This window comes from Ilyomonas limi (assembly GCF_005233845.1).
In the GTDB taxonomy this organism is placed as follows: domain Bacteria; phylum Bacteroidota; class Bacteroidia; order Chitinophagales; family Chitinophagaceae; genus Ilyomonas; species Ilyomonas limi.
Genome location: NZ_SZQL01000002.1, coordinates 104,449 through 120,979, shown reverse-complemented (window position 1 = coordinate 120,979; position 16,531 = coordinate 104,449). Strand labels below are relative to the sequence as shown.

Annotated in this window: 18 protein-coding genes and 1 pseudogene; 11 read left to right on the top strand and 8 right to left on the bottom strand. The window is 40.2% G+C overall.

Annotation, left to right across the window (positions count from 1 at the left end; genetic code table 11):
- Positions 1–43: 43 nt before the first annotated feature.
- Entirely contained in the window at positions 44–697 is a 654-nt protein-coding gene (locus FC093_RS03870) for an MBL fold metallo-hydrolase (RefSeq protein ID WP_137260441.1), read from the top strand.
- Between the two features lie 93 nt (positions 698–790).
- On the opposite strand, the gene FC093_RS03865 is transcribed toward FC093_RS03870, so the two are convergent.
- The 4 genes and pseudogenes from FC093_RS03865 to FC093_RS03850 form a co-directional block, all read right to left on the bottom strand.
- A complete protein-coding gene (locus tag FC093_RS03865; protein ID WP_240743172.1) occupies positions 791–1,855 on the bottom strand; it encodes an acyl-CoA dehydrogenase family protein in 1,065 nt (354 codons plus the stop codon).
- 74 nt (positions 1,856–1,929) lie between these two features.
- Positions 1,930–2,571 carry a nicotinamide riboside transporter PnuC gene (gene pnuC / locus FC093_RS03860; protein ID WP_137260440.1) on the bottom strand — a complete coding sequence of 214 codons (642 nt, stop codon included), beginning with the start codon at positions 2,569–2,571 and terminating at the stop codon, positions 1,930–1,932.
- A 244-nt stretch (positions 2,572–2,815) separates the two neighbouring features.
- Positions 2,816–3,175 (bottom strand): annotated as a pseudogene (locus tag FC093_RS03855) (AAA family ATPase); the annotation flags it as partial.
- A gap of 140 nt (positions 3,176–3,315) precedes the next feature.
- The gene (locus FC093_RS03850) at positions 3,316–3,969 is read right to left on the bottom strand and encodes a hypothetical protein (protein ID WP_137260439.1); all 654 of its coding nucleotides are present in this window, start codon (positions 3,967–3,969) and stop codon (positions 3,316–3,318) included.
- A 575-nt stretch (positions 3,970–4,544) separates the two neighbouring features.
- Here FC093_RS03850 and FC093_RS03845 point away from each other — a divergent pair.
- The 6 genes from FC093_RS03845 (at position 4,545) to FC093_RS03820 (ending at position 10,148) form a co-directional block, all read left to right on the top strand.
- Positions 4,545–5,573, top strand: coding sequence for a Smr/MutS family protein (locus tag FC093_RS03845; protein ID WP_137260438.1), 1,029 nt, complete (start codon positions 4,545–4,547; stop codon positions 5,571–5,573).
- Between the two features lie 298 nt (positions 5,574–5,871).
- A complete protein-coding gene (locus FC093_RS03840; protein WP_137260437.1) occupies positions 5,872–6,159 on the top strand; it encodes a hypothetical protein in 288 nt (95 codons plus the stop codon).
- Between the two features lies 1 nt (position 6,160).
- Entirely contained in the window at positions 6,161–6,454 is a 294-nt protein-coding gene (locus tag FC093_RS03835) for a cell division protein ZapA (RefSeq protein ID WP_137260436.1), read from the top strand.
- A gap of 180 nt (positions 6,455–6,634) precedes the next feature.
- Positions 6,635–7,891: a competence/damage-inducible protein A gene (locus tag FC093_RS03830; RefSeq protein WP_137260435.1), complete on the top strand. Its 1,257-nt coding sequence runs from the start codon at positions 6,635–6,637 to the stop codon at positions 7,889–7,891.
- Positions 7,892–8,010: 119 nt separating this feature from the next.
- Positions 8,011–9,390, top strand: a complete 1,380-nt coding sequence (locus FC093_RS03825) for a dihydrolipoamide acetyltransferase family protein (RefSeq protein WP_137260434.1) — start codon at positions 8,011–8,013, stop codon at positions 9,388–9,390.
- A 347-nt stretch (positions 9,391–9,737) separates the two neighbouring features.
- Complete coding sequence (locus FC093_RS03820) at positions 9,738–10,148, top strand: response regulator (protein ID WP_137260433.1); 411 nt, start codon at positions 9,738–9,740, stop codon at positions 10,146–10,148.
- A 16-nt stretch (positions 10,149–10,164) separates the two neighbouring features.
- Here FC093_RS03820 and FC093_RS23665 read toward each other — a convergent pair whose 3' ends face one another.
- Positions 10,165–10,335 carry a hypothetical protein gene (locus FC093_RS23665; RefSeq protein ID WP_170970985.1) on the bottom strand — a complete coding sequence of 57 codons (171 nt, stop codon included), beginning with the start codon at positions 10,333–10,335 and terminating at the stop codon, positions 10,165–10,167.
- A gap of 222 nt (positions 10,336–10,557) precedes the next feature.
- Positions 10,558–10,983, bottom strand: coding sequence for an OsmC family protein (locus FC093_RS03815; RefSeq protein WP_137260432.1), 426 nt, complete (start codon positions 10,981–10,983; stop codon positions 10,558–10,560).
- Between the two features lie 53 nt (positions 10,984–11,036).
- Here FC093_RS03815 and FC093_RS03810 point away from each other — a divergent pair, with 53 nt between their 5' ends.
- The 4 genes from FC093_RS03810 (at position 11,037) to FC093_RS03795 (ending at position 14,440) form a co-directional block, all read left to right on the top strand.
- Positions 11,037–11,828, top strand: a complete 792-nt coding sequence (locus tag FC093_RS03810; protein WP_137260431.1) for a hypothetical protein — start codon at positions 11,037–11,039, stop codon at positions 11,826–11,828.
- A gap of 98 nt (positions 11,829–11,926) precedes the next feature.
- The gene (lipA, locus tag FC093_RS03805; RefSeq protein WP_137260430.1) at positions 11,927–12,865 is read left to right on the top strand and encodes a lipoyl synthase; all 939 of its coding nucleotides are present in this window, start codon (positions 11,927–11,929) and stop codon (positions 12,863–12,865) included.
- Positions 12,866–13,061: 196 nt separating this feature from the next.
- Positions 13,062–13,700, top strand: a complete 639-nt coding sequence (locus tag FC093_RS03800; RefSeq protein ID WP_137260429.1) for a J domain-containing protein — start codon at positions 13,062–13,064, stop codon at positions 13,698–13,700.
- Positions 13,701–13,738: 38 nt separating this feature from the next.
- The gene (locus FC093_RS03795) at positions 13,739–14,440 is read left to right on the top strand and encodes a spheroidene monooxygenase (protein WP_137260428.1); all 702 of its coding nucleotides are present in this window, start codon (positions 13,739–13,741) and stop codon (positions 14,438–14,440) included.
- Here FC093_RS03795 and FC093_RS03790 read toward each other — a convergent pair.
- On the bottom strand, positions 14,437–14,970 hold the full coding sequence (locus FC093_RS03790; protein WP_137260427.1) for an IS1096 element passenger TnpR family protein: 534 nt from the start codon (positions 14,968–14,970) through the stop codon (positions 14,437–14,439). The two genes, FC093_RS03795 and FC093_RS03790, sit on opposite strands and share 4 nt — an antisense overlap.
- Before the next feature lie 282 nt (positions 14,971–15,252).
- The gene (bioB, locus tag FC093_RS03785) at positions 15,253–16,263 is read right to left on the bottom strand and encodes a biotin synthase BioB (RefSeq protein WP_137260426.1); all 1,011 of its coding nucleotides are present in this window, start codon (positions 16,261–16,263) and stop codon (positions 15,253–15,255) included.
- Positions 16,264–16,531 lie beyond the last annotated feature (268 nt).

The following is a 16,531-nucleotide window of genomic DNA, read 5'->3' as shown; positions in this document are numbered from 1 at the left end:
TTTAAAATTAGCACAATTCAATTAAGGTTGTAAAAATAAGTTTATGATTCAAGTAGCCACTTTTACTTTTAATCCTATACAAGAAAATACATACGTACTCACCAACGAAAAAGGGCAAGCGCTTATTATTGATCCCGGTTGTTACTTTACAGCAGAGGAAGCAACTTTAGAAAAATATTTAGAGGGAAACCATTACACACCGGTACAACTCATCAATACGCATTGCCATTTCGATCATGTTTTTGGGAATGATTTCATAAATAAGAAATATGGTTTGGAATTAATGATTCATCCAAACGAAGAAATGTTGCTTCAGCTTGCTCCTGCTTATGTAACTCAATTTGGGCTGAACTTTACCAATTACAACGGCAAATTGCATTATTTAAATGCCGGAGATATTATACAGTTTGGGGATAATGAATTAAAAGTGTTGTTTACGCCAGGTCACTCACCCGGCAGCATTAGTTTGTATTGCGAAGCGCAACATTTTGTGATTGGTGGCGATGTGCTTTTCAGAGAAAGTGTTGGACGAACCGATTTGCCCGGCGCCAATGCAGATCATTTGGCACAAAGTATTCGCACACAATTATATACGCTGCCGGATGAAACTATTGTTTATCCCGGCCACGGCGAGCCAACAACCATTGGATATGAGAAAAAACATAACCCTTTTGTGAGGGATGAGCGTTTGAACTGATAAGGCACAGAGACGCAAAAAATATCAAAAGCTTGAATACTAATACTTTTTTAGGTTTTTGCATTTTTACGCCTTAGCGGATATGATTATTTTTCAACCAGGGAAATTTAATAAGCTGTGTTGGCTTGCCGTAAAAATATCGCGCCAGATGCGGTTGATGGTAGATGATTGATCAGCAGCTATCATTCCGCAAAAAGGGTATAGTTCCTGCACTAATACTCTTGCTTTGTTTACCATTTGGCGGCTTGCAATGCTTACGTTTTGCAAGGTTTTCAGGTCTTCTTTTTGAGTGGCTGCAAAAATATTCCAGGATATTTCTACCGCAGTATAAAACTGCTGGCGAAAACTGTTCAAGTCTGTAATTGCTTCTTGCAATTTTTTAATTAGTAATGCGGAAGCCTTATTTTCTTTTTGTTTAAATATAATTTCACATTCATCTAAAAAATGTTGCGCCATGCCCAGTGTGTTTACGGCGATTGTGGTCTCGGCAAATTGCAAAAAAGGGTAATGGTAAACAGGATTGGGTAAGGTTGCGTGCTCACTGTCTATAGTGAAACTTCTGATTGGCGCTACCTGTACATTTTTTACTTCAAAAGAATGGCCGGCAGTCGCTATTAATCCCATAGTATTCCAGTCTTCGTGAATGGTAACTTCTTTCCTTGTAAAAAAGAAGGATTGAATAAGCGGGTTACCATCCTCATTTTGTAAAGTGATTCCATCTTTTTCTATAACACAATTAGCTGTAAAGATGGTATTGTGTGGTGCACCGGTAGCGTAGTGCCAGCGGCCGGTTACTTCATAACCATAATCATTTAGTTTGGCAATTCCGGAAGCACGCCCACTGCCACCAAAGCACACTTTTTCATCTGCAAAAATTTCACGCGCAACATTGGGTTGCAGATACCCAACAAACATGGTAGCACCGCTGCATAAAGTAACTATCCATCCAAGACTACCGTCAATAGTAGCTAATGTCTCTTCAATTTTTAAACCTTCAGGCAGCGATAATGCTAACCCCCCATACGCTTCCGGAACAAATAGTTTGAACCATTTTTCTTTATAAATAACATCCAGCTGTTCCGTAATTAACGTGCCCATACATTCTGCAATGGCAGCTTCCCTACGAAGCTCATTTATTGTATCCTGATTAATAATCATTAAGAAAAAGTTTAGTAAAATTTGTTCTGTGAAATAGCTAAGCAATTAATGAAAAGCAGCCTGCTGAGCTTGTTTTATTGAAAAGCAACCGCAGCTTTTGAACGGTTTTTGTGTGAAACAGCAATAACCTTTTTCCATTTAAGAAACCCTTGTACCGCTATGATAAATAAGAATAATGTAAGCAGCGCATACAATGGCAGATGCTTGTGAAAAAGCAATGGAATAGCAAAAGCATTGCTGATGTTGAGCAGTATCCAGTTTTCAATTTTTCTTTTTGCCAGCAACCACATGCCTGCCCATGCAGTAGCGCTTACCCACGCATCCCAAAAAGGCACAGTTGAATTGGTGAAACGGGATAATAAAAAATAAAGTAATGCAAAGCCGATAAAGACAATGCTTAAAGTAACCATCCAGTCTCTTTTGGAAGACCAACTCACTGGCAGTGGCGGCTCATTTTTCTTTTTTATCCAAAACCACCAGCCATAAATACTCATGACTAAATAGTAGCCATTTAATGCACTTTCGGCATATAATCCCGAAACAATAAATATATAAGATGATAATACAACGGAGATAATGCCACACGGATATAGCCAGATTTTATTGGCTTTTGCAAACAGCACTTCTGCCACGCCGAAAGCTACCCCGAGCCATTCTATAATAGAAGTTTCTTTAAGCTGTACAATAAACAAACGAAACCATTCTGAGATATTCATACTGCAGAATTAAGAATGAAAAAAATTCTTAGTACCGCGGGATGATTGCACAAATAAAGAAGATACCATGATATGCTCTTTTCCTACGCCGGCATTACCCGGTTCAGGTGTATGAAAGCTGCGTGATAATGTGTACGCAAATCTTTCAACGGGTATAATCTCAGCCTGTGTTTCAGTTCCGATTAAATCGGGACAAGGCACCCCACGATTACCGCGAAAGTAAGGTAATTGGTGGTAATGTTTGTTTTATTTCCTTGCGCGACAATGGGCGGAACATAATCACTTCATCAATACGGTTGAAGAACTCAGGACGTATAGTTTGTCGCAGCATATCAATCACAGCATCTTTGGTACGCTCTACTACTTCCTCCATATTCTTTTCATCTATATCTTCAAAGGCATCCTGAATTACCTGGCTGCCCACGTTGCTGGTCATAACGATAATGGTGTTTTTAAAGTTTACCACGCGACCTTTATTGTCGGTAAGGCGACCATCATCCAGCACCTGCAGCAATACGTTGAACACATGCGGATGTGCTTTTTCTATCTCATCCAACAGTACTACACTGTATGGTTTGCGGCGCACCGCTTCCGTTAATTGTCCACACATTAAGTTTCTGCAATAAAAAAGTAAATTGTTCCTTTACTTGTGTGTTAATAGTAGATAGACAGAAGTATATATGAGATCATGTTTCAATCTTTTTCTTCAGAATGCGTTTCGCTAACAATGAGAGAATAATAGCGCTACAGTATAAAGTGGAAACCCACGCCTAATGATGATAACGCTGATGAATTTAAACTTGTACTGAAAGTAAAGCTTTTATCTGTAACAGGTACAAATGCAGGTCTGTCTGAGGTTTTCAAATACTGGATTAAAACAATATTCGGAATAGTTATTTCTATGTGCAATTTGTTTAATATTCTGTAGGAAATACCAGGCGCTAAGTTTAATTGTCCACCCCACTGTTTTACTGTTCCTATATTAACATTATTAGTATCGTCATATACTTGTTTCGTGTTATTATAAGCTACTCCGCTTTCTGCAAAGAAATAAAAGTCTTTTGCCAATTTTTTATATTGCCTGTTGAATATACCTACACTATATTGTTTAGTATCTACATCAAAGAAAGATGAGCCGTTATATGTATTTTCTGAAGTGGAAGGTGCATACGACACATTAAAACCAAACACAGAATTGTCTTTTACTGCTTTTCCAATTGAAACATTAAATACACCGGCTTTATACTTTTGAGTAGCTTGAGTTCCGGCATAATCGTAATTGGAATTTTGATAAGAAATCTGTCCGCCCAGCAATACTGAGTTGTTGGTTATTTGTCCCTTAACTATGGTAATACAAGCAAGCAGTGTTAGCAAAATGGTAATTGTTTTCCTAGTCATGGTTTATTGGTTTAGATTGAATAATGCAGCCTTAGGTTTTATTATACCAGCTTATTAAGAACAGCCTTATTGCTACTGTGCAAGTGTTGGTATAATAATATAGTGTGTAAATGTATTTTTTATCCTTTGATATATAATTGTAAAATAAAGTTATAAACCACCCTAAAAACTGACGGATATTTTAAACCCTTTATGATGAAACATTGACTAATGGAAAGAAGTCCATATGTAATAACAATATTATGTTTAGAAAATCAGACTAATTAACGCAAATCGCCTCTGGTGTTTTTTAACACAGGTATTGGGAATACAAATTAAAGGCGTCATAGCAAACGAAGTGAAGCAATCTGTAGATGGTAGTACAATCAACATATGCCATCAGCAGTGATCTTAAGCTACTCACAGATTACTTCATTTCGTTCGCAATGATGTTACTCGAACAGGTAATGCTGTTGTAGCATTTTTTACAACATCGCTGGTGCTTTTCACCAGCAAAGGCACAAGCTTATTTGGTTTCAAATCAAACTAATTCATCAACCCATAAGATTAGCAATCATCCTCCTTAACTTTGCAGCATGAAATACCAGGTGGGAGACGAAATTATTGTGCTGCACAGCAATGAGGAAGGCAAAGTAATTGAAATCATGAACGATAAAATGGTGATGATAGAGGTGCGTGGCGTTAAGTTTCCGGCTTATACCGACCAGATTGACTTTCCTTATTTCCATCGCTTTACCAAAAAGCCCGTAGTGCAGGAAAAAAAGAAACCACAGAAGCAGTACATAGACCAGTTGCCAAAAGAAAAACAACCACAAACCAACATCAAGGCAGCCGAAGGCGTGTGGCTGTCGTTTGTGCCTAAGTTTGCAATGGATGAGTTTGGAGATGAAGTGGTAGAATTGTTCAAATTGTATCTGATAAACCGCACCAACAGCGGTTATCATTTTATATACAAGCAACAGTTTTTTGGCCGCACCGATTTTGAATTGAAAAACGAAGTGCTGGCGCAAAAAGATTTTTACCTGCACGATATTTCTTTTGAAAGCCTCAACGATAACCCATCGTTTATTTTCGAGTTTTCGCTGCTGCATCCGGATAAAAATAAAGCCGATTATTTTGAAACGCATGTAAAAGTAAAGGCAAAGCAAATGTTTCAAAAGATTGAGGAAATAAAAGAAAAAAATGAGCCTACTATTTCCTATCCGCTGTTTACTATCTATCCCAATAAAGCAGAAGAGAATAAGATAGAATTAAGTTCATTGGCAGCTAAAGGCATTAAGGTATATGATGTATCTAAGGTGCGGCAAAACCTGCCGCCGGCACGCAGCGTGATAGACCTGCACATGGAAAAGTTAAGTGATAACTGGAAGAACATGAGCAACCTTGAAATATTGGGAATGCAGTTGAATGAGTTTGAGAAATGGTACGAGTTGGCAATAGCACATCATCAGCCTAGTTTGATAGTAATTCATGGTGTGGGTAGTGGCAGGCTGAAAGAAGAAATACATGATAACTTAAAGACTAAAAAAGAAGTAAAATATTTCGTAAACCAATACGATCCGCGCTTTGGCTACGGCGCTACGGAGATATTTTTTCAATATTGAATTGGTAATAAATAACTCGCCATAGCCAACAGGTTTTCGTCAATGCGAGCATAGCGAAGCATTCTGTGGTTATTTGTAAAATCAAAATATGCCACCACTATTAATTTGTCCGTTAATGGAGCGTTTTATTATAAAGTTTAAATCAAGTTGTCTGTAATAATTCATAGCTATCCACAAATTGCTTCACTCTGTTTGCAATAGCGCACTTTCTCTATGCTCCTCCGTGTGGTTAAGTGCTGCCTGGATTCACGAAAACAAAAAACTCCGTACTTTCATTGCTCCATACAACAAGCGTGTTATGAGTGAACTGGAAGAACCCATTAAGAATATTGAGCAAAAACTAAAGGAAGTAACCAGGCGATACAGCGCCCTTAAAAAAGAAAACCTGCGCCTGCAGGCCGAAGCGCAAAAACTAAATAATATCATTGCGCAAAAAGAAGAAGAGTTGCAACAGCTTCGGCAGCAAACAATTATCCTAAAGTCGGGCATACAAAGCTGGCAGCCGGAGCAAAAGAAGCTGTTTGTAAGGCGTATAGATGCTTACCTTAAGGAAATAGATAAATGTATTGCACTGTTAAATGAATAATATGAACGACCTGATACCGGTAAATGTAACCATCGCCGACCGCACGTATCGTGTGCGGCTTAGTCCGGATGATGAAGAAGTAGTACGCAGCAGTGTAAAACTGATCAACGATAAAATTGCAGAGTTTAAATTATTATATGCCGGCAAAGATGCGCAGGATTATATTTCGATGGTATTGCTTTGGTTTGCCACCGAGCAAACAAAACCTGGCAACAATACAGTGGCAGCTACGGAAGATACTATAAAAAAGCTGCATCACATAGAGGATTCGCTGGATAAGTTACTGCAAGAATGACTGGTGTGAGTGGTGAGCTTGTGAATGGTGAATAGTCAATAACGAATGAAGGCTGTTCCCATTTTCCACATTTCATTTCTCACATTGTTCTATCACTCACCCCCAGCCATTCACAACTCATAATTCACTATCACCACTTCTCCTTTTGCCACTTATTTTTGCCGTCGTAAATAATACCTTATGAAAGAAACCACCGCTGCCATTCTTACCATTGGAGATGAACTATTAATAGGACAAGTAATAGATACCAATAGTGCCTGGATTGCCCAGGAATTAAACAAATCTGGCATTTGGGTGGCTCGCCGGACTGCAGTAGGCGACGTGTGGGACGAAATATGGCAGGCACTTGACGAAACACTTACCCATGCAGATATTGTATTAATCACCGGCGGCTTGGGTCCCACTGCCGATGACATTACCAAACCCTTGCTGGCAAAGTATTTTGGAGGTACAATGATAACCGATGAAAAAGCACTTGCCAACGTAAACAATATTTTTAAAAACATACTTAAGCGCCCGATGCTGGAAGCAAACCTGAAGCAAGCCGAAGTGCCGGACACCTGTACTGTTATTCAAAATGCCAATGGTACCGCACCAGGTATGTGGTTTGAAAAAGAGGGCAAAGTAGTAGTAAGTATGCCGGGCGTGCCGTACGAAATGCAAGGCATGATGACGAACTATGTATTGCCAAAACTAAAGGAACATTTTACACTGCAACATATTGCGCATCGAACTTCTTTGGTGGCGGGCATTGGCGAGTCGTTTTTAGCAGAAAGAATAAAAAATTTTGAAAACAACTTACCGGCGCATGTCAGGCTTGCCTATTTGCCGCATTATGGTTTGGTGCGCCTGCGCCTTACCGCAAAAGGAGAAGATGCAACTGCCATTGAAAAACAGTTGGATAACCTGCAGGCACAACTAAAACCATTAATACAGGATGTACTGGTTGCAGCACAGGATGTGAGCATGGAAACAGTACTTGGCACTTTATTAAACGACCAGAAAAAAACCGTAGCTACTGCCGAAAGCTGCACCGGTGGTTACATATCGCACTTGCTCACTGCCAATCCCAACTCGTCTTCTTTTTTTACCGGCAGCGTGGTGTGCTACGATAAAAAAGTAAAAGAAACGGTGCTGAAAGTAGATAAGCAGGTTTTGGAAGAAAAAGGTACGGTTTGCAAAGAAGTAGCAGAGCAGTTGGTAAAAGGCGTAATTGAGCTGGTCAACAGCGATTATGCCATTGCCGTTACTGGTCTCATGGGGCCAGATAATGGCGGCGAAGACAAGCCCGTTGGCACAGTATGGATAGGCGTTGGCAATAAAGAAAAAGTAGAGGCGCAGGAGTTTCATTTCCGGTACGACAGAAGAAGGAATATAGAAATGACTGCTATTACTGCTATGAATAAAATGCGGTTATTTATTCTCAATAACCAATAGCCGGTATTCTCATTCATAAACTTTACTTTTGAAGCAGTAAACAGCTTGCTGCACTTTGTGTGGTTACAGGTTATTTTCTTTCAACAATTATTATTTATTTCGTTTATAAAAACTACTTTATGGCTGTAGTAGATTTAGTAATGCCTAAGCTGGGTGAGAGCATCATGGAAGCCACTATTTTAAAGTGGCATAAGAAAGCCGGGGATACGATAGAAAATGATGAAACCGTGCTGGATATTGCTACAGATAAAGTGGATAGCGAAGTACCTTCTACCGCTGCCGGTACTATTACCGAGTTGTTGTACAAAGAAAACGATGTGGTGCCCATTGGTGCGGTGATTGCCCGCATTGATACTAATAATACGCAACAGGCAGATGATAATCAGGCAGCAAGCCCCACCCCTTACATACAGCAGTCACAACAACACCAGCAAGACGAAGAAGCATTGGCTGCAGCCGTGCCATATGTGCCGCAGCCAACGCCTGTTATTAATAAACCCGCTGCAGCCGCTAACCGTTTTTATTCACCATTGGTTTTAAATATCGCTAATAGTGAAGGCATTTCAATGCAGGAATTAGAAAATATTCCCGGCACCGGCAACGAAAGCCGCGTTACTAAAAAAGATATGCTGGCTTATGTAGAGCGAAAGAAAGCAGGTAAAGCACCGCAACAACAGGTGCAACAATCACCGCAGCAATCAGTGCCTGCTACACCTACAGAACAGCCGAAAGTAAAAGAAGAAGCACCAGCGCAGGCGCCGCAGCAGGACGAACAAAATTATGGCGGCAATGTGGAAATAATAGAGATGGACCGCATGCGCAGGCTGATAGCCAAGCACATGGTTGACAGCAAGCATACCAGCCCGCATGTAACTTCTTTTTCAGAAGCCGATGTAACCAACATGGTGCTGTGGCGCGAAAAAGTAAAGACGGATTTTGAAAAAAGGGAGAATGCTAAAATCACTTTTACACCGCTGATCATTGATTGCATTGCGCGCATTATCAAACGTTTTCCGATTATCAACAGTTCGGTAGATGGCGACCGGATTATTATAAAAAAAGATATTAATATTGGTATGGCTGCAGCTATGCCAACGGGCAACCTGATTGTTCCTATAATAAAAAATGCCGATTATCTCAATTTGGTGGGATTAAGCAAAATGGTGAGCCAGCTTGCCTACAATGCCCGTAATGGCAAATTAAAACCTGATGATACGCAGGGCGGCACCTTTACTTTTACCAACGTGGGTACTTTTGGCAGCCTCATGGGCACACCCATTATCAACCAACCGCAGGTAGCTATTTTAGCAGCCGGCGCTATCAAAAAGAGACCGGTAGTCATAGAAAATCCCGCTGGTGATACCATTGGCATACGCCACATGATGTATCTCTCACTCAGCTACGATCACCGCATTATTGATGGCAGTACTGGTGCATCTTTTTTAACGGCCGTAGCCAACGAGTTGGAAAGCTGGGATGTTAACAGGCAACTGATATAGTTTTGAGCTACCAGTATTTATACCAAATTTATTTGCAGTAAAACAGCGCTGAGTGTCATAGCTTTCATTATTTAAAAAAACATATAAAGATTAATTTATAACTCTAAAGCTAAAGCCAGCGCCGCTAAAATAAGCGCTTACAGGGCTGTTATATACTCCCGGTTTCGAGGCATTAAACCAGATCATTAAATTATTTTCTTTCTTTACATTGGTATTAATCAATTTTATCTATATATTTATTTTCTTAAAAGGAATTAATACATCTTTTCTTGCAAAATATCATATAGAGAAAGTAAAACACTGTTTTGTTAAACATCAGCATATAAAATATCAAAATTAACCCCATAATGCAAAACCCAAACTGCATCCGCGTACTTGTAGCCGACGACAATGTTATTAATCAAATTTTACTTACCAAAATGCTTTCCGTATTGGGTATAAACGCAGATGTGACAGATAACGGCATGAAGGCATTGGAAGCCTGCCGTTCTCAACCTTATGATATAATATTTATGGATTATCAGATGCCAGGAACAGATGGCGTGGAAGCTGCAAAAAATATTAAAGATATAAACCGTAAGCCAAAGCCAGTAGTAATTTTAATGACTTCCAACTTGCTGATAAATGATTATTATCTATCGCACCCCGGCACAGTGGACGACTTCCTGAAGAAACCGTTTACACTACAGGAAATTGGAGCTATCATTGAAAAATGGGAGCCAACATTTGCTACTTATCCATCCTCTAAAAATGAATAACAGCGCTTAACCCATTCTACATTCCGCGTGGAAATAGGATCTGCTCAATTAAAGTGGCAGGTGTATTGGCCTGTTGTGTTTTTACAACCACAGCAGGCTTTTGCATGGCAGCGCAATTGCTTGCTCTGATATTAGTAACGAGCGGCAGCGCCAGCATACACAACATCATCCATTTCAGCTTTTTCATAATATCGGGGTTTACTTCTTTTTCTTCTTGCTTAGAAACAGTGCAAATTTAAAAAGCAGTAAACCCCTTTAAAACCGCATAAACATGCGATGCTGTATGAAATAGTGAAATGCTGAAGTGTGTTTAGTATTTCCAAATAAATTACCTATAAGCTACAAGCCGCGAGCATGGAGCTATGGACTGTAAGTGGAAAGCATAAATGCTATGTAATTAAAAACAGTATTATGCCTGCATGACCAAAGCCGGCCAGCCAAACTGCACATTCATCTGTATATCGGGGTGGATACTTTTGGCAACCGGGCATGTAAGTGCCGCACGCTCCAAAATGGCGCGTTGTTTTTCATCGGCCTGCACGCTGTCCGGAAAAGTGAAGCGCACTTCTATGCCGCTGATGCGCCTTGGATTGTCTGCCATTATTTTGGTAATGCCAATGGTGGTATCCTCGAGATTTACCTGCATATCGCGCGCTTTAATGCCCATGATGGTCAACATACAACTTCCCAGGGCTGTTGCCACAATATCGGTAGGTGAAAAACGTTCTCCATTACCATGATTATCTACTGGCGCATCGGTTTCAATTACTGTTTGACTTTGCAGGTGTGTAGCTTCGGTCCTTAAGTTTCCTTTGTATATTATTTGTGAAGTCATTACTCTATTTTTACAATATCTTTATAAGTAACAAAAGTATCAAATCTATCAACGTGAAGAAGTTATCGCTCCTATTGTTTTTTATTGCATTAACTGTTTTTTCATTTGCTCAGGATAAAACAAGAGAACAAAAAAGACGGGAAAGAAATGCGCGCATCAACGAGATGATGAAAGAGGAAGAGGAAGGCGCATTGGTATTTAATAAGCAAAATGCTTTTGGCGGCAAACTCAATACCGATGGCTACGGCATTTTTTATGAGCATGGCAAATACAAAACTATTGCTATTACCAACCTTTGGTGGATAGAACTGGGCGAGCGCAAAGACCCCAAAGAAAGCAGAAGTGTAACCGGTGATGGCGCCGGCTTTCAGATAGGCAACCCATATATCTTTGGCAAAATCAATAACTTGTATTACCTCAAGCTGGGCTTTGGGCAGCAGCGCCTGATAGGTGGCAAAGATGTAAAGAACGGGGTGGCAGTTTCGGCTATTTATGGCGGCGGCATCAGTGCCGGTTTTTTGAAGCCTTATTATGTGGATGGGCGGGATACTGCCGACCAACTGCAAAGAGTGAAGTATTCACCCGAAACAGCTTATACTTTTCTCAATCCTATCAGCGGCGTTAGCTTCACCAAAGGCTTTAACGAAGTAAAGTTTGTACCAGGCATTCATGCGCGTGCTGCATTACGCTTTGATTATGGACACTTCAACGATTTATTATCGGCAATAGAAACCGGTGTTAATGCATCTTATTACACCAAAAACATGGATATGATGTACAACATACCGGGAAAGAAATTCTTTTTTAACGCGTATGTAGCCATTGTGCTCGGCAAGCGAAAGTAAGCTACCTTTGCGGAGCTTTTTGATAAAGACAATTGAATGAGACGTCTTCATTCGGCAATCTTATCGTATCTGAGCAAATATTTTAAACAGCATTTACAATGCAGGAATTACCTATTATACAAGCACAAAATAATACAACAGAAACGGTTATAAAAAAACCCAGCTGGCTTCGCGTAAAGTTACCAATCGGTGAGAACTATAAGCATGTGCGCAGCCTGGTGGATACGCATAAATTACATACTATTTGCGAAAGTGGCAATTGTCCCAATATGGGCGAATGCTGGGGGGCAGGTACAGCTACCTTTATGATTTTGGGTAATGTGTGCACGCGCAGTTGCGGCTTTTGTGCGGTTGCTACCGGGCGTCCTGATGCAGTAGACTGGGATGAGCCGCAGCGTGTGGCAGAAGCTATTTATCTGATGAAAGTAAAACATGCGGTTATTACCAGCGTGGACAGGGACGAACTGAAAGATGGTGGTTCTATTATCTGGAACAATACCATCAAAGCAGTAAAAACGCTTAATCCGGGTACGACGTTAGAAACATTAATACCCGATTTTAAAGGTCAGACAGAAAATATACAACGTGTAATTGATGCTGCACCGGAAGTAGTAAGTCATAATGTAGAAACAGTAGAAAGGCTTACCAGGCAGGTACGCATACAGGCAAAATACCGCCGCAGTATAGAAGTATTGCGGTTGCTGAAAGAAGGCGGCATGCGCACCAAAACCGGTATTATGCTGGGCTTGGGCGAAACAAAGGAAGAAGTAGTGCAAACACTGGAAGATTTGGCTGCCGCAAACGTAGATGTGATAACACTTGGACAATACCTGCAGCCTACTAAAAAGCATTTGCCCGTTCAGCGTTTTGTGCATCCCGATGAGTTTGCAGAGCTGCGCGAAATTGGCTATAGCCTTGGCTTTGATTATGTAGAAAGCGGGCCATTGGTAAGGTCTTCGTACCACAGTGAAAGACATGTAATAGAAGGCTACGGGCGCAATAAATGGCTGGAAGAAAAAGCGGCGCTGGCGTCTTAGTTTTTTCTTTCACCACAGAAAAAGAAGTAAACAGCGCTTTTGCAGAGAGAACCATTTTTTTTCTTTTAAAGAAATACCGGAGTATAAAACAAATAGTTATTCTACTATATTACTCTGCGGGGGACTCTTTTATCTCTGTGCTCTATGGTGAAAAAAGTGCATTACAATTGCCGTTGCATTCTTATGAAAACAAAGCATGGCGCAAAAAAATTATTATCAGCTTTTACATGTACATCCACAGGCTACCGCACAGGAAATAAAGGCGGCTTACCGCAAACTGGCTTTTAAATACCATCCCGACAGAAATAAGGGCGATGGACTTACCGAGGCAGTTCTAAAAGAAATTAACGAAGCATACAGCGTTTTATCCAATCCAGAAAAAAGAAAATTTTACAATGCTTCTATTGCGGTAAATACACCTTATTATAAGCGACAAGCGCCCGTTACTCCCCAAACCATTCTGCAAAATGCAATTAAGCTCAAGCAGTTTGTTGAAAGCTCAAATGCGTTTAACATCAATCAGGATATGGTATTTCATAAAGTACAAATATTATTATCCGACTATCATCTGAATGTCTTATTACTGGAAAATAATACATCGCTTATTCATCAATTTATTCAGCAGATACTCATTTGCCTGCAACCACTTCCTTCCAAAAACATACAATCTTTTCGTACACCATTACAAAAATTAGCAGCAAAAAATGAAGTGGTGATAAAAGAGATACAAACTTTTTATCAGCATAAAAAAGAAGAAGCTTTTTGGCAACGGTATAAGATAGTGATAGTATTCATTATTGCTTTATTATTGTGTTTGCTTATGTATTTCTTATAACTTTCCTGTTACAAATTATTTTCTTCGTATCAATATACATGTACTGCATTATTACCATAGCCCGTTATAAAAAGTCAACAGCTTTTTTCGGCTTTTTATCTATGGCTTTTTTCAGAATATTTTTATTAAAGAATAAAACTATTCCTTTTTATAAATTAATGGGCTGTGGTAAAAACGGCACTTTCGATATTCGCCCCGATGTGCAACAATGGGCAGTTTTAATAACTACTAATGAACTATTTACTAATTACCAATCCTTATACGGAAGATTTATTGCGGCCTGGTGGAAACGCTTTCACTGCGAACTGTTTACTGTGGTGCTGCAACCAACCGAGGGACATGGCTTATGGGATGGTAAAATGCCATTTGGTAATTTGCCAAAGCAAACCAGTGAAGACGGAATAACAGCCGTGCTTACAAGAGCAACTATACGACCATCCAGGCTCAAAGCATTTTGGCAAAACGTATCAACTGCGGGGGCTCATTTGCAAGAGGCAGAAGGATTTATTATGTCTGTTGGTATAGGAGAAGTGCCGTGGATAAAGCAGGCAACATTTAGCATCTGGCAAAACAAACAGCTGATGAAGCAATATGCCTACGGCACCATGCAACATGCAACGGTTATTGCTAAAACAAGAAAAGAAAAATGGTACAGCGAAGAACTGTTTGTGCGGTTTAAAGTGGTGCAGACAACCGGAACAATAAACGGCATTAATCCTCTAAAGGAGTATCTTTCTTAATCCTCTGAATCGTTGGTTGCAACATCTTCTCCTTCCAGCCCAAAACCTTCGGTGCCGTTTTGCAGGTCGTACTTTTCTTCTATATCCATGAACTTGTTGCCGAGCAGGCTTTTAGTACCATATTGTTGTGGACCAATACCTTCTACGCGCACCGTAGCCGGATACGTAATTTTACTGTTTTCTTCTTTACTTACATGAATCAACTCTATCAAAAAAGTCCAGTTTTTAGCAAAGTCATACACGTAAATAAACTTTTGGTTGGTATCGCGTATTTCGCTGCCAATCGTTGTTTTGTCCATTAGCAATGGCTCTGCCTGATAAGGCTTGTTGTATTTTTCAAGCGTTATCTCACGTCCTCTTTGCCAGTTATCGTTGCTGCGAAAAAAGGTAGCTCCGTGTTTATTATCAAACTCAAAGGCTTTTAAAATACCATTGTGTAGCTCTTTAAATGACTGCGTATGTTTTATCATTACATCCCTGTACACCGCATCATCCTCTTCTAAGTAAATTCTAAATTTTAATACGGCCATTCCAATGCTTATTTAAGATTACAGATATACGATTTGTTTTTATCAGAAAACAGAAAATTGTAGGTAAGTATTGCTATTTATTTTTAATAGCTTTAGCAAAAGTAGGATTTATTTGGGTGTGCCTTAGTTTGCAAGAAAGTTTAATGTTTAAAGCTTAAGGTTATGTAATTGCTTACAGGAAGAAAGGTCAAATGTAAGAAAATAACGATCGCATTCGGTAAATGATACCACCAAACGGTAATTAAAACATTCAATATTCCATCAACTTATTCAATATTTGGATTAACTATTAACAATTGACATTATCTCTTCTTCTGCTACTTTTTTCTCTTCCTTAAAAGCCACACGAGGCTTCAGTCCCAGCATTTGAAACATGGCGTTGTCTTCGTCAAAAGCAGGGTTGGGCGTAGTAAGCAATTTATCACCTGCAAAAATAGAATTAGCACCAGCCATAAAGCACCATGCCTGTTCTGCCACACTCATCTCCGCACGGCCAGCGCTCAGGCGTACCATACTTTTGGGCATTAAAATACGGGCAGTAGCAATCATGCGTACCATATCCCAAATGTCCACTTTTGGGTTGTTTTCCAGTGGTGTACCTTTTACCCGCACCAGTGCGTTTACCGGCACACTTTCGGGGTGCTGCGGCATTGTGCTCAGCGTGTGCAACATGCCAATTCTATCTTCATGCGTTTCGCCCAAACCTATTATTCCACCACAACAAACCGATACGCCTGCCTTGCGTACATTATCCAATGTTTGCAACCGTTCGTCGTACGTGCGGGTGGTAATAATAGCTTCGTAATAACCCGAGGAAGTATCCAAATTATGGTTGTACGCATACAAGCCGGCATCGGCCAATTTTTGTGCCTGTGTTTCGGTGAGCATACCCAGTGTACAGCACACTTCCATCCCCATTTCGTTTACGCCTTTTACCATATCCAGCACCCGATCAAAGTCGCGGTTATCACGCACTTCGCGCCAGGCTGCGCCCATACAAAACCGGGTACTGCCGGCTTCTTTAGCTTTCTGTGCATAAGACAATACTTCGCTTTTTTGCATCAGTGCATGCACCTTTACACCTGTATGATAACGGGCTGCCTGCGGGCAATACGCACAATCTTCGGTACAGCCGCCGGTCTTTATGCTCAGCAGTGTACACACCTGCACTTCGGCAATATCGTTGTACTCGCGGTGGATGGTAGCCGCACGGTACACCAGCTTAAGCAGGGGCATATTGTAAATGTCTTGTATTTCCTGTACCGTCCAATCGTTTCTTAATCCGTTATTCATAAAAGGTATTTGCAGCGGCAAATATAATAAGTTGCATAGAATAGGGGTTTGAAATAAGGACTCTATGTTTGAAAATAAAAACAATAATCGTTACTGCCATCTCCCCAAAGACAAGCAGGTGTACCCGGTATATACTACACTGCACAGTTATCCATAGTTATAACTAAGGCTTATAAAGTACAACTTACCATAGTTGGTTTCTCCTGTTTCCATCTTCCTGTTTTATCCGATACATAATACGTATTGCACAAGCGGGTTCAGCCCGGCA